Source organism: Kitasatospora purpeofusca (assembly GCF_036010405.1).
Taxonomy (GTDB): Bacteria; Actinomycetota; Actinomycetes; order Streptomycetales; family Streptomycetaceae; genus Kitasatospora; species Kitasatospora purpeofusca.
In genome coordinates this window covers 6,038,399-6,058,829 of record NZ_CP108561.1, presented here as the reverse complement: position 1 = coordinate 6,058,829, position 20,431 = coordinate 6,038,399, and the positions used below count along the sequence as shown (strand labels likewise).

The following is a 20,431-nucleotide window of genomic DNA, read 5'->3' as shown; positions in this document are numbered from 1 at the left end:
GATGGCAACGGGCCCCGCGACGACGCGTTGGCCGCACGCACAACAAGGAGCGCAGTCATGGCCAAGCAGGCCCCGCAGAGCGATCCGGCACAGGACGCCCCCCAGGTGTCCGCGCCCCAGCACGCGGCCGCCGGGCTGCCCGCGGTCGGCCACAGCCTGCGGATGGCCGCCGAGCAGATGGGTGTCCGCCGCACGCTCAGCACCCTGCTCAAGGTCAACCAGCCCGACGGCTTCGACTGCCCCGGCTGCGCCTGGCCCGAGCCGGGGAAGACCCACACCGCCGAGTTCTGCGAGAACGGCGCCAAGGCCGTCGCCGAGGAGGCCACCGAGCGCCGGATCCGCGCCGAGTTCTTCGCCGCGCACCCGGTCGCCGAACTCGCCGAGCGCTCCGGCTACTGGCTCGGCCAGCAGGGCCGGCTCACGGCGCCGATGCTCCTCGACGAGGGCGCCACCCACTACACCCCGATCTCCTGGGACGACGCCTTCGCGATGATCGCCGAGGAGCTGCGGGCCCTGGACACCCCGGACGGCGCCGCGTTCTACACCTCGGGCCGGACCAGCAACGAGGCCGCGTTCGCCTACCAGCTGTTCGCCCGCCGGCTCGGCACCAACAACCTGCCGGACTGCTCCAACATGTGCCACGAGTCCTCCGGCTCGGCGCTGACCGAGACGCTCGGCGTCGGCAAGGGCAGCGTCAGCCTCAAGGACCTCTACCAGGCCGATCTGATCATCGTCGCGGGCCAGAACCCGGGCACCAACCACCCCCGGATGCTCTCCGCCCTGGAGCGGGCCAAGCGCGCCGGCGCCACCATCGTCAGCGTCAACCCGCTGCCCGAGGCCGGGCTGGAGCGGTTCAAGAACCCGCAGCAGGCCCGCGGCCTGGTCGGCCACGGCACCAAGCTGACCGACCTCTTCCTGCAGATCCGGCTCGGCGGCGACCTCGCCCTGTTCCGCGCCCTGAACCAGCTGATCCTGGAGAAGGACGCCGTCGACCACGCCTTCGTCGCCGAGCACGGCCACGGCTTCGAGGAGTTCGCCGCCGAGGCCCGGACCACCTCGCGCGAGGAGGTGCTCGCCGCCACCGGCCTGCCGTGGGAGCAGATCGAGGAGCTGGGCCGGATGGTCCTCGCCTCGGAGAAGGTCATCGTCTGCTGGGCGATGGGCCTCACCCAGCACAAGCACTCCGTGCCGACCATCCGCGAGGTGGTCAACTTCCTGCTGCTGCGCGGCAACGTGGGCCGTCCCGGCGCGGGCGTCTGCCCGGTGCGCGGCCACAGCAACGTCCAGGGCGACCGGACGATGGGCATCTTCGAACGGCCCTCCGCGGCCTTCCTGGACGCCCTCGGCCGCGAGTTCTCCTTCGAGCCGCCGCGCGAGCACGGCTTCGACTCGGTCGACACCATCCGGGCCATGCGGGACGGCCGGATCGGCGTCTTCTTCGCGATGGGCGGCAACTTCGTCGCCGCCACCCCGGACACCGAGGTCACCGAGGCGGCGATGCGCCGCTGCCGGCTGACCGTGCACGTCTCCACCAAGCTCAACCGCTCGCACGTGATCACCGGCGCCCGCGCGCTGATCCTGCCCACCCTCGGCCGCACCGACCGGGACGTCACCGCGCGCGGCGCCCAGTTCGTCAGCGTCGAGGACTCCATGGGCCAGGTCCACTCCTCGCGCGGCGGCCTGCGCCCGCCCGCCCCGGGCCTGCTCTCCGAGGTCGCCATCGTCTGCCGCCTCGCCCGCGCCGCCCTCGGCCCGCAGGACTCCGTGCCGTGGGAGGACTTCGCGGACGACTACGACACCCTGCGCGACCGGATCGCCCGGGTCGTCCCCGGCTTCCAGGACTTCAACGACAAGGTCCGCCGCCCGGGCGGCTTCACCCTCCCGCACGGCCCGCGCGACACCCGCACCTTCCCCACGGCGACCGGCAAGGCCAACTTCACGGTCAACCCGCTCACCGCCCCCGAGGTGCCGGAGGGCCGGCTGCTGCTGCAGACGCTGCGCTCGCACGACCAGTACAACACCACCATCTACGGCCTCGACGACCGCTACCGGGGGATCACGGGCGGGCGCCGGGTGGTGCTCGTCAACCCGGCGGACGCGGAGGAGTTCGGCCTGTCCGACGGCCAGTACGTGGACCTGGTGAGCGAGTGGAAGGACGGCGTGGAGCGCCGCGCCCCGCACTTCCGCGTCGTCCACTACCCGGTGGCGAGGGGCGGCGCGGCCGCGTACTACCCGGAGACGAACGTGCTGGTGCCGCTGGACTCCACGGCGGACGTCAGCAACACCCCGACGTCGAAGGCCGTGGTCATCCGCTTCGAGGCCGACAGCGGCGCCGATGCCTGATCCCTCGGTGCTCCACCCGATGCCGGAGCAGCCCCGTGTGGTGCTGCTCCGGCCGCTGGTGACGTCGCCGCTGATCGAGGTCGGCGAGTTCACCTACTACGACGACCCGGACGACCCGACGGCGTTCGAGACGCGGAACGTGCTGTACCACTACGGCCCGGAGCGGCTGGTCATCGGCAGGTACTGCGCCCTGGGCACCGGCGTCCGCTTCATCATGAACGGCGCCAACCACCGGACGGACGGCCCGTCGACCTTCCCGTTCCCGATCATGGGCGGCGCCTGGGCCGCGCACTTCGACCTGCTCACGGACCTCCCGAACCGGGGCGACACGGTGGTGGGGAACGATGTCTGGTTCGGCAACGGCGTGACGGTGATGCCCGGCGTCCGCATCGGCCACGGTGCGATCGTGGCGACGGGCTCGGTGGTCACGGCGGACGTCCCGGACTACGCGGTCGTCGGCGGCAACCCGGCCCGGGTGATCCGCCGCCGGTACGAGGAGGCAGACGTCGCCCGCCTGGTGGCTGTGGCCTGGTGGGACTGGCCTGCTGAGCACATCACCGCCCATGTGCGGACGATCATGTCCGGGACGGTGGAGGAGCTGGAGGCGGCGGCTCCGGAGTAGTTCTGGCAGTCTGCCCGGGTGTCGAAGAAGCAGAAGCACGTCACGACCTTCGCCGAGGAGTTGGCGGCCCTGCCGTCACCGGTGGAGACGGAGCCCCGGAGCTCGTACGTCCAAATGCCCGTGGCCGCTCGCGGCTTCACCGATGCCGACGGCTGCTACTGGCAGCTCGCCCGCGGCCCGATCGATCCCCGCCGGGCCAAGCGGCTCGCGGTCGATGCGGACGTGATGACGATGGGCACCTACTACGAGGAGCGGGTCGAACGGTGGCTTCCGCGTTTCCTGACGGAGGCCGAGCGCCCGGCGGCCTGGGCAGAAGCGCGGGCCCGCTTCGACGCTGATGAACTGCCGATTCATGAGGCGTACGAGTTTGTTGGGGAGGACGGCCGCGTCCTGCTATTCATCGAGACGTACTGCTGAGCCGACAACGAGCGCGACCGAACTCGGCCGAGGATCGTTCCGGGCTCGTCGGACTCCCGGAGTTCCACCACCTCGCCGCAAACACGGACCTCCACGCACTCGTTGTTCGCCGCGCTGAAACTGGACTTCTGCCAGCCGGAGCTGTTCACGCCTTCCCCTTTCCGTCCGTGATGCCAGTACCCCTGGCCACAGCCGACAGCCCCGGACTTCCCGATCATCTCCTGGCGGCACCTCGCTCGACAGGAAGTCGGCCCGGCCGCCTTCCTGCTCCAGCTTTGCCTCGGCTGGGCGGACGATCGCGGAGGAGGAATGGAACACGCGCTCGAAGTACCATCCCTGCAAGGTTCTCCGGCCGGTACTTCTCAACCTCCGCAGTGGCGTAGTCGGACGGGGACATCCCTGCAGAGAGGGCAGAGGGCGATGGGTGTGGCTGAGAGCTGGTCGCGTTTGATGAGTCTTCTTCGGGAGCACGCGCCGGCCGATCACGCGGATCTGCCGGGGCCCGCTACGGAGCAGATGCTCGCGGCAGCCGAAGAGCGGATGGGGATCTCCCTGCATGTGGACCTGCGGACGTGGCTGTTGCAGAACAATCCGGATCTGCCGGTGGAGGACGTCGACGACGACGTGATGTGCTGCGGCTTCGACGGGTTCCCCGACGAGGGAAGCTTCTTTCTGGGTGTCCGGGCGATGGAGAGGCTTTACGCGAACCGCTCGACGTCCTGTGGATTCGACCCTCCGGACCAGCCGGACTATCCGTTCTGGCGTAACGAGTGGATCCCGTTCCTGTCCGACCAGGACGGCTGGAGGGGAAAGTTCATCGATGTGCGGGACGGCCGCGTCGGCAGCTGGTTCGTGGGTGAGATCACGGTCACGGGCGAGTACGAGTCGATGGCCCAGTACTTCGACTCCGTGGCGGAGACGCTGACGAGGATCGCTGATGGAAGCTCCCCGGTCTGTCGGTTCACCGAAGGCCGGCTTGTCTGGTCGTGAGACGGTCCTCAACTGGATGACGGCCATTGCCAGGCGTGAGGACGGCTGCGGCGATGACGGTCATCCGGTCGGGGCTGCAGCGGGCCCGGCGGAGGACCTGCCAGGACTCGAGTCGCGCGATGCTTCGTTCGACCGGTGCTCGTTCCGTTGACAAGGCTCGGTTGACGCCACCTGCGCTGATGAATTGGGACGTCGAGCTCGTCTCTCAACGGCACGGGAGCCTCGTGTCCAACGGGACGCTGGCCCGTCACCCGATCAGTGGCCACTCCGAAAGACCTCAGTGACCCGGATCCTGCGGCCCCTCGCTCGGCCCGAGCGAGGGGCCAGCGAGATCACAAGTGCCGGTCAAATACTCCAGCCTTGATCGATTTGAGCAGGCTGGCGAAGGCCGCGGGATCTGCACCGAGGACCGCTCCAGGATCATCAGACTCACGTAGTTCGACCAGTCCGTCCACCACGCGAACCTCGACACACGCGTTACTCGAACCCGAGTAGCTGGACTTCTGCCATATGGGGCTACCCATGCTTGCGCTCTACCTCACTCTTGACGGAACGGATGAAGTCTCGCGACTCCGCCTCCGACAGAGCTACCGCAGCCACGCTGACAAGCACCTCACGATAGTTCGACAGGTCGGAAGGGGTATCGAAGAGCGGACAACCGAAACTGATGTCGATCTGCACGGTATCCAGCTCGGGGACCGGACCCTCGGTATAGACGAAGTTTTCGCTCGGCCCCGGTAGTGCTTCGACATTGAACGGCACGACCCGGATGGAGACTCCTGGACCCTCCGAACCACTAATGAGGGCTTCGAGCTGGTCCGCAAGCACCTTTGGCCCACTGAACTGCATACGCAATGCAGCCTCGTGGATGAACGCCACATAGGGCGTCCCGCCCGCTCGAACGGCCTTCTGCCGCTGCAACCGAAAAGCCATCCTGCGCTCGACATCGGCCGACGGCAGCGGCGGAACAGCACGAGCGAAAACCGATGCCGCGTACGCCGATGTTTGGAGCAGTCCAGGAAGAAAAGTGATCGAGTAGGTGGAGATCCTCCGGGCGTGCCCCTCGATCGCAGCCACGTCCAGCAGATCAGTCGGCAGGCCGTCGCCGTACGCCTCCCACCAGCCGGCGTCCGGCTGGCTGATCATGTCGGCGAGCGCACTGACCAGGGACTCATTAGCGCACATGCTGGCGGCTGCGATCTCTCGAAGCCGCTCCGCACTGACGGCCGACTTCCCGTTCTCCATCTGAGTTACCAAGGCCGGGGTCACCCCGAGCAGGCGTGCGAGTTGACTACCGCCGAGGCCCGATGCCTCTCTCATCCTCCGAAGCTCAGCACCAAGGCGGCGTTGGCGAAGGGTCGGCTTCTGACGAAGAGCCATGACGTCCTCTCAGGCGGGTCCCCCGCAAGTGTGCCGTGCGGTCCGCGACGAGAGCCACTGGGGTGCCGCCCGGCAGCCCTGCGCTGTGGATCATCCCACTTGAGAGGGAACTTCCGACACCGGGATTAACTTTAAGAGCCAGTGCGCTATGGTCAATGTCACAGCGATCCGACGGATCGTCAGTAACGCCTGTTCATCCGGGCAGTAGGCGCATGCTGCCCTTTTGCACCGCAGAGCAGCCGGGTCCGGACTCGGCCTCGTTCACGGTGGCGCATCCGTCGACGTTTCCTCCCTCCCTGCCCCTCCCCTTGGAGGTTCGCCATGCGTGCCTGCAACCCGCCCGACTGCTCCGCCGTCCGGGCCGAACTCCGCTCCGTCCTCCACACCGCCGGCTGGCGGCCGGACGCCATCGCCGACGCCGAACTCGCCTTCCAGGAACTGTTCGTCAATGCCTGGCAGCACGGCCGCTGCCCCGCCCCTGCCGTCCTGGTCTGCCTCCGGCCGACCACGCTGCGCGTCGCGGTCTGCGACGACTGCCCCGACCTCCCCGAACCCCGCATCTCCGCCGACCCCTACGCGGTGTCCGGGCGCGGCCTCCACCTCGTGCGCGCCCTCACCCACCGCCTCGGTGTCGACCCCACCAAGACCGGCAAGGTCGTCTGGTTCGAACTGGACTTCGCCGCGTGAACGCCCCCGTCGATCCCCACGACCCCTACCTGCGCACCTACACCGAACCCGAGGTCACCGCACTCCTCCGCGAACTCCACGAACGCGGCAGACCCCTCGGCCTCCGCTGGGGCTCCATCACCGTGGCGGAGCCCACCATCGACGGCCGCCTCCTCGTCGACTTCGGCGACGCCCCCGTCTCCACCCTCCTCAACCTCCTCACCCTGCTCCGCGAAGCGGCCCCGGGGTGAGCCGCTTCCTCGTCGGCGCCGCCTTCGCCGTCCTCCTCGCCCTCGCCATCACCACCGTGATCACCGGCGTCCTCACCGCCCTCAAGATCGGCCCGCCCCCACCCCCGATCACCCGCCACGGCCACTGGGAACCCCACACCCTCCCCGACGGCACCACCGAACACACCTGGACCGCCCACCAGACCGACCAGCAACCCCACACCCGCATACCCCAGTAACCACCCCGGAGTGGGAAGTCGGCCCCACCGACTTCCCACCCCACCAACAGCACCGCCCAGTTCCGGTGGCTCCCGTGCGAGCAGCAAGGGAGCCGCCCAAGAAGCCCCAGGAGTGGGAAGTCGGCCGCGCCGACTTCCCACTCCCCCGGTGGCACGGTTCGGTCCCGGTGGCTCCTTGCGTGGAGCAAGGAGCCACCGGAAACGGCTCTCACGGCGTGCCCCAGAAACAGGAAGTCAGCCCCGCCGACTTCCTGCTCCGCCTGCTCATCACCAGGACGAACGGCGTCGGCGAGCGGCTGGCCGAGGTCGGAACGGCTGCCCCCGGACAACGGCGGAGGCCGGGCTTCGAGAGGGTCTCGAAGCCCGGCCTCCGCCGTGGTCCGTGCTGGGGTCAGTGCTGGTTGGGCGGGAGGATGCCCGACGCGGTTCCGGAGGCCGAAGCGGTGCCGGAGGCGGTGGCCGCCGCAGAACCCGAGGCGGTGGGCGAGCCGGTGCCGGTCGGGGTCGAGGTCGGGGTGCCCGTCGGCGTCTCGGTGGGCGTCCCGGTCGGGGTGCCGGTCGGCGTTCCCGTGGGCGTCCCCGTCGGGGTGCCGGTCGGCGTGCCAGTCGGCGTGCCGGTCGGGGTACCCGTGGGCGTGCCGGTCGGCGCGGTCGTCGGCGTGCCGGTGCCCGGGTCGGTCGGGACCCCGGTCGGCGTCCCCGTCGGGGTGCCGGTCGGCGTCCCCGTCGAAGTACCCGGGTTGGTCGGGTCGGGCGTGCCCGGAGTCACCGGCGTGCCCGGGGTGGTGACCGGCGCGGTCGGCGTACCCGGGAGGGCGGGCACGACCGGCGGCACCACGGTGCCCTCGGGCACCGGCGGCTGGTTCAACGGGCTGGACGCGATCGGGGTGACCGCGTCCCAGCCGGCCGGCAGGTCCGGCACCTTCCAGGAGCCGCCCGCCTCGTCGGCGGCACCGCTCGGGTCCGGCCGGACGGCGCCGAGGACCGGGTTGGCCCCGATCGGCCCGACCTTGACGTACGAACCCGGCCTCGGCGCGTGCACGACCAGCCCGCCGCCGATGTACATCGCGACGTGCGTGGCGCCCTCGAAGTAGATGACGAGGTCGCCGGGCCGCATCTGGTTCAGCGGGATGTGCTGGAGCTGCGCCCACTGCTCCTGGCTGGTGCGCGGGATCGGCTTGCCGGCGTGCAGCCACGCCTGCGAGGTGAGCCCGGAGCAGTCGAAGACGTCCGGCCCGGCGCCGCCCCACACGTACGGCTTGCCCAGCTGGGCGAGCGCGAAGGCGACGGCGGCCCGCCCGGCAAGCGACGGCGTGCGCTCGCCCTGGCCGAGCACCCCGGAGGCGAGCAGGGCGAGCTGGGCCTCGTCGGCCTTCGCCTTCTCGACCTGCTCCAGTTCGGAACGCTGCGCCCCGGTGAGCGAGGAGACCAGCTGCTCGACGGCGGCGAGGTCGGCGGCGACCTTGGCCTTGGCGGCGTCCTGCTGGGTGACCAGGGTCTGCGAGGTGCCGAGCGCCTCCTCGTTCTGCTTCCGCAGCACGCCCAGCGCGTCGCGGTCGGAGGTCAGCTTGGCGAGGAACTCGTTCTGCGAGCGGCTGGCGGTGGCGAGCAGCTCGGCGATGGTGACGGCCTCGTACGGGTCCTTGGAGAGCAGCAGCTCGGCGTAGGCGGAGGCGGAGCCGTTGCGGTACTGGGCGGCGGCGAGCTGGGCGGCGATGTCGGTACCGGCGTCGACCTGCTTCTCCTGGCGGTCCAGCTTGGTCTTGAGCTCGGTGAGCGAGGCCTGCTGCTCGGTGACCTTGGCGACGGCCGCGTTGTACTGCTCGGTGGCGGCCTCGGCACCCTGGTAGAGCGTCTGCAGCTGCTCCAGCAGCGGGCCGAGGGTGGCCTTGGCGGCGGCGAGCGGGTCACCGCCGGGGTCGGTCACGGGCGCGCCGGGCGCGGTGGCGCCGGGGGTGGGCCGGGCCGGGTCGGCCCAGGCCGCGCCGGCGGCCAGCGGCAGCGCGAGCGCGGCGGCCGCGAGCACGGCCCCGCAGCGCAGTGCGGCCCGCACCCAGGCCGGCCGTCCGCCGCCGCGGTTGCCCGCCGCTCGTCCGCCCGTCGGTTCCGCTCGTCGTACCCCGCCGCCCATAGGTCCTGTCCTCCCCTAAGCCCACGCTCCGGGGTCCCCGGACCTCCGCCGATCCTGCCATGGGTTACTCACCGGAAACAGACCGCACCCGTACGGCTCGATGAATTTTTCACCGCGCTGTGAGACAGCTCTCAGCAAAAGGGGGCGAACCGGGCAGATCTCCACTAATGTCCAGCTCAGCGCGGTGGCCAGCACCCCCTGGAAAGGTCCCGGACACCCCCAAGTCACCATCGGAACCACGATTCCGATGCCTGTTCACCTTCCGTTCATCCGGGATCCCTACCGTCGCGAACAACGCCGACGTCTGTGCGACAACTACGACGATTGTTTGGGTATGGAACACATCTCGTTCCTGGTGGCCGTTGTGATCATCACGGCGCTCGCCTTCGACTTCACCAACGGGTTCCACGACACCGCCAACGCGATGGCCACCTCCATCGCCACGGGAGCCCTCAGGCCGAAGGTCGCGGTCACCATCGCGGCCGTCCTCAACTTCGCGGGTGCGTTCCTCTCCGTGAAGGTCGCCACCACCATCTCGGGCGGCATCGTCAACGAGAAGGCCGGCATCCATCCGGAGATCATCTTCGCCGCACTGGCCGGCGCGATCCTCTGGAACCTGCTGACCTGGCTGCGCGGTCTGCCGTCGAGTTCCTCGCACGCGCTCTACGGCGGCCTGATCGGCGCCACCGTGGTCGGCGTCGGCGCCAACGGTGTCAACTTCGACACCGTCGTCAGCAAGATCCTCATCCCGGCCGTCGCCTCCCCGCTGGTGGCCGGCCTGGCCGCCTGGGGCGCCACCAAGCTCGCCTTCGCGATCACCCGCAAGAGCAACGGCGAGACCGTCGGCAAGGGCTTCCGCACCGGCCAGATCTTCTCCTCCTCGCTGATCTCGCTGGCGCACGGCACCAACGACGCCCAGAAGACGATGGGCATCATCACCCTGACCCTGGTCTCGGTCGGCGCCCTGCCGAAGGGCGCGCTGCCCCCCACCTGGGTCATCGTCTCGGCCGGCGCCGCGATCGCGGTCGGCACCTACATGGGCGGCTGGCGGATCATCCGCTCGATGGGCAAGGGCCTCGCGGACATCACCCCGCGCCAGGGCTTCGCCTCCGAGTCGGCCGCCGCGACGGTCATCCTGACCTCCTCGCACATGGGCTTCGGCCTCTCCACCACCCAGGTCTGCTCCGGCGGCATCATGGGCGCCGGCCTCGGCGGCCCGAAGGCCGAGCTGCGCTGGGGCCTGGTCCGCCGCATGGTCTACACCTGGGGCCTGACCCTGCCCGCCGCCGCCACCGTGGGCGGACTCGCGGCCTTCCTCGCCGAGCAGGGCAACTGGGGCGTGGCGCTGGTCGGCGTCGCCCTCGTGGCCGGCTCGGGCGCGATGTGGGTCATCTCCCGCCGCCAGCCGGTCGGGGCGGACAACGTCACCGCCGACGACGTCACCGACGTCACCCCGGTCGAGGTCGGCCCGGCCGCGTCCGCCACCCCGACCCCCGCCTCGACCACGGTCGCGGCCTGACCGCCGCCGGCTGAGGAGCTCGAAACACCATGCACATCAAGTGGAACGCCCTGGCCCAGACCGCAGGTGTCAGCTTCGGCATCACCGTCGCCGTCGTCGCCGTCTTCGCCCTCGGCATCCTGGCCCTGTCCCGCCGCGAGGCCTCGCTCACCGCGCAGCGCGAGGCGGCCGGACCGGGCGCCCCGGCGAACGGCGGCCGACTGGCCCTGGCCGGCGCCTACACCTGCTTCGCCGTCTGCGGCGCGGCCGTCCTGTACGGGCTGTCGCTGATCGCGGGCAAGTAGCCGCACAGCACCGAACGGCCGGAGGGCCGGGAGTGGACCACCACTCCCGGCCCTCCGGCCGTTCTCCGTACCCGTCCCCCCGGCCGACATCCGCCGGACCCGTCCCGGCCCTCCGTTCCCGTTCCCGACCCGGACGCCCGAACGCCCGAACGCCCGAAGCCGCGCACGACCCGGGCACCGCACGACCCGCACAGGGCATCCAACGCCGGACGCCCGCCCGGCAAGCGGGCGGGCGTCCGGTCGAACGGAGCCCCCGGCGGACCGGCCCCGGGCGAATCAGTCCTGAGCGGTCCGCAGCACCGTCTCCCGGATGAACAGCACCGTGACGAAGGCCAGCAGCGCGAACGGCGCCGCGACCAGGAACACCACCCCGACCCCGTGCCCGAAGGCGTCGGTGACCAGCGGCACCAGCGGCGCGGGCAGCTTGTGCAGGTCCGGGATGCCGCCGCCGAGCGCGCCGCCGGAGGCCGGGACGTGCGCGGCGGCCAGGTTCTCGGCGAGGTAGTGGCCGACCCGGTTGTTCATCAGCGCGCCGAGCGCGGAGACGCCCATCGCGCCGCCCATGGTGCGGAAGAAGGTGACCACCGAGCTGGCCGCGCCGAGCTCGGCGCGCGGCACGGTGTTCTGCACGGCGAGGACGAGGTTCTGCATGGTGAGGCCGAGGCCGACGCCGGTGATCGCCATGTAGACCGAGAGCAGGCCGTAGGCCGTGTCGGCCCGGGCGGTGCCGAGCAGGGCGAAGCCGACGGCGAGCAGCGCGGTGCCGGCGACCAGGTAGGCCTTCCACTTGCCGTACTTGGTGATCAGCCGTCCGGCCACGGTGGACGAGACGGCCAGGCCGAGGATCATCGGCAGGGTCATCAGGCCGGCCACCGTCGGCGACTTGTCCCGGGCGAGCTGGAAGTACTGGCTGAGGAACGTGGTGGCGCCGTACATCCCGATCCCGACCAGGACGCTGGCCAGCGCGGACAGGGTGACCGTCCGGTGCCGGAACAGGTGCGGCGGGATGATCGGCTCGGCGGCGCGGCGCTCGACCACGACGGCGAGGGCGCCGAGCAGCAGTCCGCCGCCGACCATGGCCGCGGTCTGCCAGGAGAGCCAGGCGTAGTTCTTGCCGGCCAGGGTGATCCAGATCATCAGCAGGCTGACCGCACCCGTGATCACCAGCGCGCCCAGGTAGTCGATCCGCACCTTGCGCCGGACCACGGGCAGCTTCAGGGTCCGCTGCAGCACCAGGATGGCGGCCAGCGCGAACGGGATGCCGACGTAGAAGCACCAGCGCCAGCCGAGCCAGGAGGTGTCCACGATGACGCCGCCGATCAGCGGGCCGCCGATGGTGGCGAGGGCGAAGACGGCGCCGAAGTAGCCGCTGTACCGGCCGCGCTCGCGCGGCGGGACCATCGCGGCCAGGCAGATCTGGGCGAGCGCGGTGACGCCGCCGGCGCCGATGCCCTGGAGGGCGCGGCAGGCGATCAGCTGGCCGGTGTTCTGGGAGAAGCCGGCCAGGGCCGAGGAGGCGATGTAGATGACCAGCGCGATCTGCAGCAGCAGCTTCTTGCTGGCGAGGTCGGAGAGCTTGCCCCAGATCGGGGTGGAGGCGGTGAGGGTGAGCAGGGTCGCGGTGATCACCCAGGTGTAGGCGGACTGTCCGCCGTGCAGATCGGTGAGGATCCGGGGAAGCGCGTTGGAGACGACGGTCGACGAGAGCACGGCGACGAAGAGGCCGAGCAGCAGGCCGGAGAGCGCCTCCATCACCTGCCGGTGCGTCATCGGTTGGTCGGTGGCGGCGGCGGCTCCGGTCGAGGCAGTCGGGGTGGCGGTGGCGGTCATCAAGGTCCTTCGGGATAGTTGCCTGACGCAACCATAGGCCGAGATGGTTGACTTGGGCAACATTCTTCAAGAACAAGTAAAGCCCGGACCGACCCACGGCCCGGGCTCCCGGCAGACCACTCGGACGTTCAGGCGCTCGGCACGGCCGCCTCGCCCACCACGTCGTTGAAGCGGTGCAGCAGCTCGGCGAAGCGCACCACGTCCTCCTCCGACCAGCCGGCCATCAGCTCCCGCACCCGGTCCATCCGCGCGTCCCGGGCCGCGAGGAACCGCCGCCGGCCGTCCTCGGTGAGCGACACCAGCGCCGAACGCCGGTCCAGCGGATCCGCCTCCCGGGCCAGCAGGCCCAGCTCCTCCAGCGCCCGGATCTGCCGGCTGATGGTCGCCTTGCCGACCGCGAAGTGCACGCCGACGTCGGTCACCCGCACCGGCCCGGCCTGCTCGACATGGCCCAGCAGGCTGTACGCCATGCCCTCCAGCTGCGGATGGACCCGCCGGGACAGCTCCGCCACCCGGGCCCGGCCGCGCCGGAACAGCACCCCGACCTCGCGCTCCACGGCCAGCAGGGGTTGCTCGTCGTGCTCCTCGTTCGGCACCTTCACCGCGCCAGTATCCCGCAGCCGGCCCGGGCCGCTGCGGCGCGGGAGAAACACAGAGGAAACTAGTTCATGCTATTAAGTATCCGGTTTCCCCCGATACACAAGGAGATGTGCATGACCTCCGCCCCCGGGCAACAGGCAGGCCAGGAACCGACGCAGGAACCCGCGCGGGCATCGGCGCCGGAGCCGCGGAAGGGCTTCGTCGCCGAGCTGAAGGGCGCGGTCACCCCGCGCGCCGCGATGCTGGTCATCGGCGTGCTGCTGCTCCAGCTCGGCTTCGTCACCTCGTACGTGGGTGCCCTGCACCACCCCGCCCCGCACGAGCTGTCGATCGCGGTGGTCGCCCCGCCGCAGGTCGCCCCGAAGTTCGTCCAGGGCCTGGAGTCGGTCCCGGACCAGGCCGTGAAGGCCGTCACCGCGCCGGACGCGGAGACCGCCACCGAGCAGATCAAGGACCAGAAGGTCTACGCCGCGCTGGTGGTGAACCCGGCCTCCACCGAGGACGTGCTGCTGGTCGCCAACGCGCGCGGCCCGTCGGCCGCCCGGGCCGCCGAGAGCATCGTCACCGGCCTGGAGAAGACCCAGGGCCGCACCGTGAAGGTCGAGGACGTGGTGCCGCTCGCCAAGGGCGACGCCAACGGCCTCTCCTCCTTCTACCTGGTGATCGGCTGGTGCGTCGGCGGCTACCTGGTCGCCTCCATCCTCGGCGTCAGTGCCGGGGCCAAGCCCGCCAACACCGACCGGGCACTGATCCGCCTCGGCACGCTGGCGGTCTACTCGGTCGCGGCCGGCATCGGCGGCGCGATCATCGTCCAGACGGTGCTGGACGCGCTGCCCGGGCCGTTCTGGTCGATGTCGGCCGTCGGCGCGCTGGTGGTCTTCGCGGTGGGCGCGTTCACCATGGCCCTGCAGTGCCTGTTCGACATCATCGGCATCGGCGTCGCGGTGCTGCTCTTCGTGGTGCTCGGCAACCCCAGCGCGGGCGGCGTCTTCCCGCCGCCGCTGATGCCGCCGTTCTGGCGGGCGATCGGGGCCTGGTTCCCGAACGGCGCGGGCACCGACGCGACCCGCTCCATCGCCTACTTCGACGGCACCGCGCTGACCCGGCCGCTGCTCGTCCTGCTGGCCTGGGCCCTGGCCGGGATCGCGGTGACCTTCGCCGCCGTGCTGCGCCGGCCCTCGCACCGCAGCCGCGAGCTGATCGAGGGCTGATCGAGGGCCGACCGCCCCGGTGCGCGCCGCCGCCGGGCTCCGGGCCGTCAGGCCCGTCAGGCCCTCAGGCCTCCAGCCGGCCCGGATCGGCGAGCACCGACCGCACCACACCCGCCGCGGCTCCCAGCAGGGGGCCGCGGCGGCCCAGCCGGGAGACCGTCAGCCGCTCGTCCGCCCAGGGCCGGACGGTCACCCGGGCGGCCAGCTCGGCCCGCATCGCGGGCAGCAGCCAGGGCGCCAGCTGCGCGTAGCCGCCGCCCAGCACCACCTCCGCCGGGTCCAGCAGGTTGACCGCGCCCGCCGAGGCGATCCCCAGCGCGGCCCCGGCCCCGGCGAGCGCCCGCCGCACCTCCTCGTCCCCGGCCTCGGCCCGCTCGGCGAGCAGCGCCACCCAGTCGCCCCGGATGCCCTCCAGCCCGGCCGCGCGCAGCACCGCAGCCTCCCCCGCGTACTGCTCCAGACACCCGTGCGCCCCGCAGGCGCAGCGCGGGCCGTCCGGTCGCACCGGGACGTGCCCCAGCTCGCCCGCGAAGCCGCGCGAGCCGCGCAGCAGGCGACCCTCGACCACGATCGCCGAGCCGATCCCGGCCTCGGCGGAGACGTGCAGGAAGTCGGCCGGTCCACCGCCGAGCCAGCGTTCGGCGAGCCCGCCGAGGTTGGCCTCGTTGTCGGCCCGCAGCGGCAGCTCGGCCAGCTCCCCGGCGCCGGCGGCGCGCAGCGCGAGCCGCAGCTCGGCGGCGAGCGGCACCTCCTCCCAGCCCAGGTTGGCGGCCCGCTGGAGCAGGGCTCCGTCGATCCCGACCAGTCCGGGCACGGCCAGGGCGAGCCCGGCCGGACGCGGTCCGGCCTCGGCGGCGGCCCGGCGGACCAGTTCGGCGAGGTCGGCCATGACGGCGGCGGGGCGCCGGCCCCGGTTGCGGATCTCCTGGCGCTGCCAGGAGCGGACCTCGCCGCGCAGGTCGACCACGCAGGCGCCCAAATGCTCCACCCCGATCTCGGCGCCGAGGCCGCCGGGGCCGTCCGGGTTGAGCCCGAGCGCGGTGCCGGGGCGGCCGACCTTGCCGCTGGGCGCGGCCGGTCCCTCCTCGACCACCAGTCCGGCCCCGATCAGCTCCTCGGCGAGCGAGGAGACCGCGGCCCTGGTCAGTCCGGTCCCGGCGGCCACCTCGGCGCGCGAGCGCGGGGCGCGGGCGATCGCGCCGAGCACCAGCGCCAGATTGGCCCGGCGCATCCCCTGCTGGCTCGCGGGCCCGGTCGGGGCGCCATCCGTCTCACGCATCATCCTCACCCGCTCCGGCCGAGGCTCCCTGCCCTGACGAACCGGGCGCTTCCGGTGCCCGGGAGCCCTTCCGAGCCTAGGCCGAACCGCCCCGGGCCGCCCCGGGGTGCTCCGGCCCGCCCCGGGCTCAGGTCTGCTCCACCCGGGTGAAGACCCAGCGCTGCATGGCCCAGAAGCGGAACAGCATCGCCACGAAGGTGCCCAGCACCATCCCGCTCAGGAAGTCGGCCAGCTCCTGGGTGAACGGGCTGACCCAGGGCTCGCGCAGGTTCAGCAGGTAGCGCGAGGCGATCAGCGGCAGGTCGTTCACCGCCACGGCGACGGCGCTCACCAGGACGAACAGCAGTGGTTCGCGCCGGCGCCAGCAGGAGCGGAAGGACCACCGCCGGTTGAGCAGGTAGGAGAGGACGGTGCCGACCACGGTCGCCACGGTGAGCGCCAGCACCGGCTTGCTCGGCATGACGGTGAACCGCAGTGCGTAGTTGATCAGCACCGTCAGCGCGAAGCAGCCGCTGCCGACCAGCAGGAACTTCACCAGCCGCCGGTGCCGGACCAGGGCCGGTCGCACCCGGCCCGGTACCCGGACCAGGACGCGCTGGGTGAGGGACGGCATCTTCGCAGTCTGGCACGGCGCACGGAGCCCGTCCCGTCCGGCGAACCGGGCTCCGTGCGGGGCCGCAGAAGTGACCGGACGGGCCGGGTCAGGCGACGGCGGCCAGCACCTCGGCCGGCTCCAGGGCCAGCCGCAGCACCTCCCGGACGTCGGCCACCGGGTGCACGGTGAGCCGCGCCAGCACCTCGGCCGGGACGTCGTCCAGGTCGGCCTCGTTCCGCCGGGGGATGATCACCGTGGTGACCCCGGCCCGGTCGGCGGCGAGCAGCTTCTGCTTCACCCCGCCGATCGGCAGCACCCGCCCGGTCAGCGACACCTCACCGGTCATCGCCACGTCGGCGCGCACCTTGCGCCCGGAGAGCAGCGAGGCCAGCGCGGTGGTCATGGTGATGCCGGCGCTCGGACCGTCCTTGGGGACGGCGCCGGCCGGGATGTGCAGGTGCACTCCCCGGTCCCGCAGCGAGGTGACCGGCAGCTCCAGCTCGGCCCCGCGCGAGCGCAGGTAGGAGAGCGCGATGTGCGCGGACTCCTTCATGACGTCGCCCAGCTGGCCGGTCAGGGTCAGCCCGGTGCCGCCGGTCTCGGCGTCGGCGAGCGAGGCCTCGATGAAGAGGACGTCGCCGCCGGCCCCGGTGACCGCAAGGCCGGTGGCCACCCCGGGCACCGCGGTGCGGCGCTCGGCGGGCTCCTGGGCCGCCTCCGGCACGTGGTGCGGCCGGCCGATCAGGGCCCGCAGCTGCTCCGCGCCGATCGCGGCGGGCAGCTCGCGCTCCCCCAGCTCGGTCTGCGCGGCGACCTTGCGCAGCACCCGGGCGATCGCCCGTTCGAGGTTCCGGACGCCGGCCTCGCGGGTGTACTCGCCCGCCAGCTTCCGCAGCGCCGGCTCGTCGACCGCGACCTCCTCGTCCTTGAGACCGGCCCGCTCCAGCTGGCGCGGGAGCAGGTGGTCGCGGGCGATGACGACCTTCTCGTCCTCGGTGTAGCCGTCCAGGCGGACCAGCTCCATCCGGTCGAGCAGCGGCTCGGGGATGGACTCCAGCACATTGGCGGTGGCGAGGAAGACCACGTCGGAGAGGTCCAGCTCGACCTCCAGGTAGTGGTCCCGGAAGGTGTGGTTCTGCGCCGGGTCGAGCACCTCCAGCAGGGCGGCGGCCGGGTCGCCCCGGTAGTCGGAGCCGACCTTGTCGATCTCGTCGAGCAGGACGACCGGGTTCATCGAACCGGCCTCCTTGAGCGCCCGGACCAGCCGGCCGGGCAGCGCGCCGACGTAGGTGCGCCGGTGGCCGCGGATCTCGGCCTCGTCCCGGACGCCGCCGAGCGAGACCCGGACGAAGGTGCGGCCCATGGCGCGGGCCACCGACTCGCCGAGCGAGGTCTTGCCGACGCCGGGCGGGCCGACCAGCGCGAGCACCGCGCCGCCCGCCCGTCGTCCGCCGCCCTTCGGGGGCGCGACCTCGCCCGGTCCGTCCTGCTCGCCCGGTCCGTCCGGCTGCGCCGCGAGCCCCTGCCCCGCGGCGGCCTGCTCGGCCCGGCGCTTGCGGACGGCCAGGTACTCGACGATGCGGTCCTTGACGTCGGCCAGGCCGGCGTGGTCGGCGTCGAGCACCGCGCGGGCGCCGGCGATGTCGTAGCTGTCCTCGGTCCGCTCGTTCCAGGGCAGCTCCAGCACGGTGTCCAGCCAGGTGCGGATCCAGGAGCCCTCGGGCGACTGGTCGCTGGCCCGCTCCAGCTTGTCGACCTCCTTGAGGGCGGCCTCGCGGACCTTCTCCGGGAGGTCGGCGGCCTCGACCCGGGTGCGGTAGTCGTCCTCCTCGTCGGCCGGGTCGCCGTTCAGCTCGGCCAGCTCCTTGCGGACGGCCTCCAGCTGGCGGCGGAGCAGGAACTCCTTCTGCTGCTTGGCGACGCCCTCCTCGACGTCCTTGCGGATGGTGTCGTTGACCTCCTCCTCGGCGAGGTGGTCGCGGAGCAGGCCGAGCGCGTACTCCAGTCGCGCGACCTGGTCGGCCTCCAGCAGCACCTTGAGCTTCTGCTCGGCGGTGGCGAAGGGCGCGTAGCCGATGTTGTCGGCGAGCTCGCCGACGCCCTCGATCGCGGCCACCCGGTCGACGATCTGCCAGGCGCCGCGGCGACGCAGCCACTGGGTGGAGAGCGACTTGTACTCCTTGACCAGCTCGGCGGCCCGGCCGGCCACCGGGGTGCCCACGGAGGACTCGCGGAACGGCGTGGTCTCCACCCAGAGCGCGGCGCCGGGCCCGGTGGTGCCGACGCCGATCCGCACCCGGCGCACCGCGCGGACCAGCGCCGCCGGGTCGCCGTCCGCCAGCCGGCCGACCTGCTCGACGGTGGCGAGGGTGCCGGCCGCCGCGTAGGAGCCGTCCACCCTCGGGACCAGCAGTACCTGGGGCTTCCCGGCACCGCCGGTGGCCGCGGCGCGCGCGGCCTCGACGGCGGCGCGGACCTCGGCGTCCTTCAGGTCCAGCGGGACGACCATGCCCGGCAGGACGACCTCGTCGTCGAGCGGCAGCACGGGCAGGGTGAGCGGTGTGGACGTCGATGCCATGATCTCTCCCCAGTCAGTGAACTTGAGCCGACCTGACTAAGGCTTGGCGGCCGCCGGATGTTCCCCGCCGTCTGTTCGCCGTGAGCGAACGGAACGGGGTCGACGCGGGTCGGCGCGGGGCCGTCAAAAAGGCCCGGCGGGCGGACCGGGAAGCGGTCCCGGCGGACGGACCCCGGCCACGCGGGCCCGGGGCCCCCACCCGCACAGCCTCAGGAGCGGCCCGGCCACGCGGGCCCGGGAGCGGCCCGGCGGACCGCGGACGCGGACGCGGAGGCCGGCCGGGACGACAGCTCGGCGGGCACCCCGAGCGGGGCACGGCGGGGGGCGCGGCGCGGCCGGTGGCCGTCCCAGCGGCGCAGCCACCGCCACAGCGCCACCCCGGCCAGCAGCGCCACCGGATGGCCGATCCCGGTGACGAGGTCCCGCTCGGCGGCGATCTGGTCCGCGATCAGCGCCACCGCCAGCGCGAGCACGGCCACGCGCCCCGCCGGCCGGAGCAGCCCGGCCAGCGCGCCGAGGCTGGCGAGCACGCCGTAGCTGACACCGATGTCGAGGTGGTCCATGGCGGCCGGCTCCATCCGCCCGGTCTCCACCGCGGCGACGACCACGCCCTGGGAGAGCAGGGTGGCGGCGACGTGCCCGGCCGCGAAGACCACGGCCGCCCGGCCGGGGCCGACCCGGCGCTCCAGCGGCGCGACGGTGAAGGCGAAGGCCCAGAGGTAGGGCATCCAGACCGGTCCGGCCACCCAGAAGCCGCTGAACAGCAGCGCGCGCAGCGGGTGCTGCAAAAGATTGTGCCCGTCCGAACTGGAGGCCTCCTGGAGCCGGAGCACGAGCTCCGGGTCGGCCAGCCCGGCGAAAGTGGTGGTGGCGCCGACCACGGCGAGATAGCCGAGGGCGAAGGGATTGCGGCGCAGGGTCGGCACCCGGGCCAGGATCCAGTCGACCGCGCCGCTCCGCAGACCGGCCCGGAGCATCCCGTACGGCGGCCCGCCGTACCCGGCGGGCGCCTGTCGCTCCGTCATGCCGCCTCCGCTCCAACGCCCGCAGCCGTCACCCGCGCGTACCCAACGTACCGGCGCGTACCGGAAATCCCACCCCTCACGAATTTGTCGTGGTCACGGTACGTCCGGGAGCTGGGAGTCCGCTGGGAGAACGCCGTGAGGATCCGGGGTCCGTACGGGCCCGCATTGGTCCAGACCTTCTACCCCTTTCGGGGCCGCTTTCCGCCCTGACCGGCGGCTTGGTGTCAACTCATGTGCATACGTACCGTTACAGAGTGAAAAAACGCCGGGTAAGGTATCGGCCCGTGCCCACTTCCCGGTGGGCCGGAAAGCCGGTCCGAGCGACCGGTCCGTGGGCCGGAAATGTCCGGTCCACCTGCCGGGAATCACCTGCGGTCCGTACGCTGCGAGGTGTACGGGAGACGGAGAGCGGCCCACGCCCTCGCCGCCACCCCCGCACGCGACGGGACGGCGGACCCGGCACAGTCCACGACGGAACAAGACTACGAAGCG

20 protein-coding genes and 1 pseudogene are annotated in these 20,431 nt (G+C 72.1%); 10 read left to right on the top strand and 11 right to left on the bottom strand.

The window, feature by feature from the left end:
• Positions 1-57 precede the first annotated feature (57 nt).
• From OG715_RS26650 to OG715_RS26640, 3 genes are read left to right on the top strand one after another with little or no spacing between them, the layout of a single operon-like run.
• On the top strand, positions 58-2,343 hold the full coding sequence (locus OG715_RS26650) for an FdhF/YdeP family oxidoreductase (RefSeq protein WP_266271452.1): 2,286 nt from the start codon (positions 58-60) through the stop codon (positions 2,341-2,343).
• Entirely contained in the window at positions 2,336-2,965 is a 630-nt protein-coding gene (locus OG715_RS26645; protein WP_266271451.1) for a CatB-related O-acetyltransferase, read from the top strand. The genes OG715_RS26650 and OG715_RS26645 overlap by 8 nt, the downstream gene beginning before the upstream one ends.
• An 18-nt stretch (positions 2,966-2,983) precedes the next feature.
• Entirely contained in the window at positions 2,984-3,382 is a 399-nt protein-coding gene (locus tag OG715_RS26640) for a hypothetical protein (protein ID WP_266271450.1), read from the top strand.
• On the opposite strand, the gene OG715_RS26635 is transcribed toward OG715_RS26640, so the two are convergent.
• Entirely contained in the window at positions 3,316-3,600 is a 285-nt protein-coding gene (locus OG715_RS26635; RefSeq protein WP_266271449.1) for a DUF397 domain-containing protein, read from the bottom strand. The two genes, OG715_RS26640 and OG715_RS26635, sit on opposite strands and share 67 nt — an antisense overlap.
• Before the next feature lie 202 nt (positions 3,601-3,802).
• Between OG715_RS26635 and OG715_RS26630 the strand changes: the two genes are divergently transcribed.
• Positions 3,803-4,372 carry an SMI1/KNR4 family protein gene (locus tag OG715_RS26630; RefSeq protein WP_266271448.1) on the top strand — a complete coding sequence of 190 codons (570 nt, stop codon included), beginning with the start codon at positions 3,803-3,805 and terminating at the stop codon, positions 4,370-4,372.
• On the opposite strand, the pseudogene OG715_RS26625 reads toward OG715_RS26630, so the two are convergent.
• From OG715_RS26625 to OG715_RS26615, 3 genes and pseudogenes are all read right to left on the bottom strand, one after another.
• A pseudogene (locus OG715_RS26625) lies at positions 4,344-4,538 on the bottom strand (hypothetical protein); the annotation flags it as partial. The gene OG715_RS26630 and the pseudogene OG715_RS26625 sit on opposite strands and share 29 nt — an antisense overlap.
• A gap of 166 nt (positions 4,539-4,704) precedes the next feature.
• On the bottom strand, positions 4,705-4,896 hold the full coding sequence (locus tag OG715_RS26620; protein ID WP_266271447.1) for a DUF397 domain-containing protein: 192 nt from the start codon (positions 4,894-4,896) through the stop codon (positions 4,705-4,707).
• Positions 4,889-5,752 (bottom strand): helix-turn-helix domain-containing protein, encoded by an 864-nt coding sequence (locus OG715_RS26615; protein WP_266271446.1) that lies wholly within the window; start codon positions 5,750-5,752, stop codon positions 4,889-4,891. The genes OG715_RS26620 and OG715_RS26615 overlap by 8 nt, the downstream gene beginning before the upstream one ends.
• A gap of 321 nt (positions 5,753-6,073) precedes the next feature.
• Here OG715_RS26615 and OG715_RS26610 point away from each other — a divergent pair, with 321 nt between their 5' ends.
• The 3 genes from OG715_RS26610 to OG715_RS26600 are packed head-to-tail and all read left to right on the top strand — an operon-like array spanning position 6,074 to position 6,887.
• Complete coding sequence (locus OG715_RS26610; RefSeq protein WP_266271444.1) at positions 6,074-6,439, top strand: ATP-binding protein; 366 nt, start codon at positions 6,074-6,076, stop codon at positions 6,437-6,439.
• Positions 6,436-6,669 (top strand): hypothetical protein, encoded by a 234-nt coding sequence (locus OG715_RS26605; RefSeq protein WP_266271443.1) that lies wholly within the window; start codon positions 6,436-6,438, stop codon positions 6,667-6,669. Before OG715_RS26610 ends, OG715_RS26605 begins: the two co-directional genes overlap by 4 nt.
• Positions 6,666-6,887: a hypothetical protein gene (locus OG715_RS26600; RefSeq protein ID WP_266271442.1), complete on the top strand. Its 222-nt coding sequence runs from the start codon at positions 6,666-6,668 to the stop codon at positions 6,885-6,887. The genes OG715_RS26605 and OG715_RS26600 overlap by 4 nt, the downstream gene beginning before the upstream one ends.
• Before the next feature lie 391 nt (positions 6,888-7,278).
• On the opposite strand, the gene OG715_RS26595 is transcribed toward OG715_RS26600, so the two are convergent.
• Positions 7,279-8,940: a C40 family peptidase gene (locus OG715_RS26595; protein WP_266271441.1), complete on the bottom strand. Its 1,662-nt coding sequence runs from the start codon at positions 8,938-8,940 to the stop codon at positions 7,279-7,281.
• A gap of 412 nt (positions 8,941-9,352) precedes the next feature.
• On the opposite strand from OG715_RS26595, the gene OG715_RS26590 reads away from it, so the two are divergent.
• On the top strand, positions 9,353-10,537 hold the full coding sequence (locus OG715_RS26590; RefSeq protein ID WP_266271439.1) for an inorganic phosphate transporter: 1,185 nt from the start codon (positions 9,353-9,355) through the stop codon (positions 10,535-10,537).
• A 29-nt stretch (positions 10,538-10,566) separates the two neighbouring features.
• Positions 10,567-10,821 carry a hypothetical protein gene (locus OG715_RS26585; protein ID WP_030392835.1) on the top strand — a complete coding sequence of 85 codons (255 nt, stop codon included), beginning with the start codon at positions 10,567-10,569 and terminating at the stop codon, positions 10,819-10,821.
• Positions 10,822-11,097: 276 nt separating this feature from the next.
• Here the strand turns inward: OG715_RS26585 and OG715_RS26580 are convergent, their stop codons facing one another.
• Both OG715_RS26580 and OG715_RS26575 read right to left on the bottom strand, forming a co-directional pair.
• On the bottom strand, positions 11,098-12,651 hold the full coding sequence (locus OG715_RS26580; RefSeq protein ID WP_266271438.1) for an MDR family MFS transporter: 1,554 nt from the start codon (positions 12,649-12,651) through the stop codon (positions 11,098-11,100).
• 128 nt (positions 12,652-12,779) lie between these two features.
• Positions 12,780-13,253 carry a MarR family winged helix-turn-helix transcriptional regulator gene (locus tag OG715_RS26575; protein WP_266271437.1) on the bottom strand — a complete coding sequence of 158 codons (474 nt, stop codon included), beginning with the start codon at positions 13,251-13,253 and terminating at the stop codon, positions 12,780-12,782.
• A gap of 111 nt (positions 13,254-13,364) precedes the next feature.
• Here OG715_RS26575 and OG715_RS26570 point away from each other — a divergent pair, with 111 nt between their 5' ends.
• Positions 13,365-14,462: an ABC transporter permease gene (locus OG715_RS26570; RefSeq protein ID WP_266271436.1), complete on the top strand. Its 1,098-nt coding sequence runs from the start codon at positions 13,365-13,367 to the stop codon at positions 14,460-14,462.
• Positions 14,463-14,526: 64 nt separating this feature from the next.
• On the opposite strand, the gene OG715_RS26565 is transcribed toward OG715_RS26570, so the two are convergent.
• The 4 genes from OG715_RS26565 to OG715_RS26550 form a co-directional block, all read right to left on the bottom strand.
• Complete coding sequence (locus OG715_RS26565; RefSeq protein ID WP_266271435.1) at positions 14,527-15,741, bottom strand: ROK family transcriptional regulator; 1,215 nt, start codon at positions 15,739-15,741, stop codon at positions 14,527-14,529.
• Positions 15,742-15,868: 127 nt separating this feature from the next.
• Positions 15,869-16,354 (bottom strand): GtrA family protein, encoded by a 486-nt coding sequence (locus tag OG715_RS26560; protein WP_266271434.1) that lies wholly within the window; start codon positions 16,352-16,354, stop codon positions 15,869-15,871.
• 88 nt (positions 16,355-16,442) lie between these two features.
• Entirely contained in the window at positions 16,443-18,914 is a 2,472-nt protein-coding gene (gene lon / locus OG715_RS26555) for an endopeptidase La (RefSeq protein ID WP_266271433.1), read from the bottom strand.
• 209 nt (positions 18,915-19,123) lie between these two features.
• Positions 19,124-19,939, bottom strand: a complete 816-nt coding sequence (locus OG715_RS26550; protein WP_266271432.1) for a rhomboid-like protein — start codon at positions 19,937-19,939, stop codon at positions 19,124-19,126.
• Positions 19,940-20,431 lie beyond the last annotated feature (492 nt).

What these genes read in the sequence shown, in the direction of transcription:
- OG715_RS26560 (WP_266271434.1), bottom strand. Translation starts at nt 16,354, where the DNA reads ATGCCGTCCCTCACCCAGCGCGTCCTGGTCCGGGTACCGGGCCGGGTG.
- OG715_RS26570 (WP_266271436.1), top strand. Translation starts at nt 13,365, where the DNA reads ATGACCTCCGCCCCCGGGCAACAGGCAGGCCAGGAACCGACGCAGGAA.
- OG715_RS26610 (WP_266271444.1), top strand. Translation starts at nt 6,074, where the DNA reads ATGCGTGCCTGCAACCCGCCCGACTGCTCCGCCGTCCGGGCCGAACTC.
- OG715_RS26615 (WP_266271446.1), bottom strand. Translation starts at nt 5,752, where the DNA reads ATGGCTCTTCGTCAGAAGCCGACCCTTCGCCAACGCCGCCTTGGTGCT.
- OG715_RS26650 (WP_266271452.1), top strand. Translation starts at nt 58, where the DNA reads ATGGCCAAGCAGGCCCCGCAGAGCGATCCGGCACAGGACGCCCCCCAG.
- OG715_RS26630 (WP_266271448.1), top strand. Translation starts at nt 3,803, where the DNA reads ATGGGTGTGGCTGAGAGCTGGTCGCGTTTGATGAGTCTTCTTCGGGAG.
- OG715_RS26590 (WP_266271439.1), top strand. Translation starts at nt 9,353, where the DNA reads ATGGAACACATCTCGTTCCTGGTGGCCGTTGTGATCATCACGGCGCTC.
- OG715_RS26580 (WP_266271438.1), bottom strand. Translation starts at nt 12,651, where the DNA reads ATGACCGCCACCGCCACCCCGACTGCCTCGACCGGAGCCGCCGCCGCC.
- OG715_RS26645 (WP_266271451.1), top strand. Translation starts at nt 2,336, where the DNA reads ATGCCTGATCCCTCGGTGCTCCACCCGATGCCGGAGCAGCCCCGTGTG.
- OG715_RS26620 (WP_266271447.1), bottom strand. Translation starts at nt 4,896, where the DNA reads ATGGGTAGCCCCATATGGCAGAAGTCCAGCTACTCGGGTTCGAGTAAC.
- OG715_RS26635 (WP_266271449.1), bottom strand. Translation starts at nt 3,600, where the DNA reads ATGATCGGGAAGTCCGGGGCTGTCGGCTGTGGCCAGGGGTACTGGCAT.
- lon (WP_266271433.1), bottom strand. Translation starts at nt 18,914, where the DNA reads ATGGCATCGACGTCCACACCGCTCACCCTGCCCGTGCTGCCGCTCGAC.
- OG715_RS26585 (WP_030392835.1), top strand. Translation starts at nt 10,567, where the DNA reads ATGCACATCAAGTGGAACGCCCTGGCCCAGACCGCAGGTGTCAGCTTC.
- OG715_RS26550 (WP_266271432.1), bottom strand. Translation starts at nt 19,939, where the DNA reads ATGACGGAGCGACAGGCGCCCGCCGGGTACGGCGGGCCGCCGTACGGG.
- OG715_RS26565 (WP_266271435.1), bottom strand. Translation starts at nt 15,741, where the DNA reads ATGCGTGAGACGGATGGCGCCCCGACCGGGCCCGCGAGCCAGCAGGGG.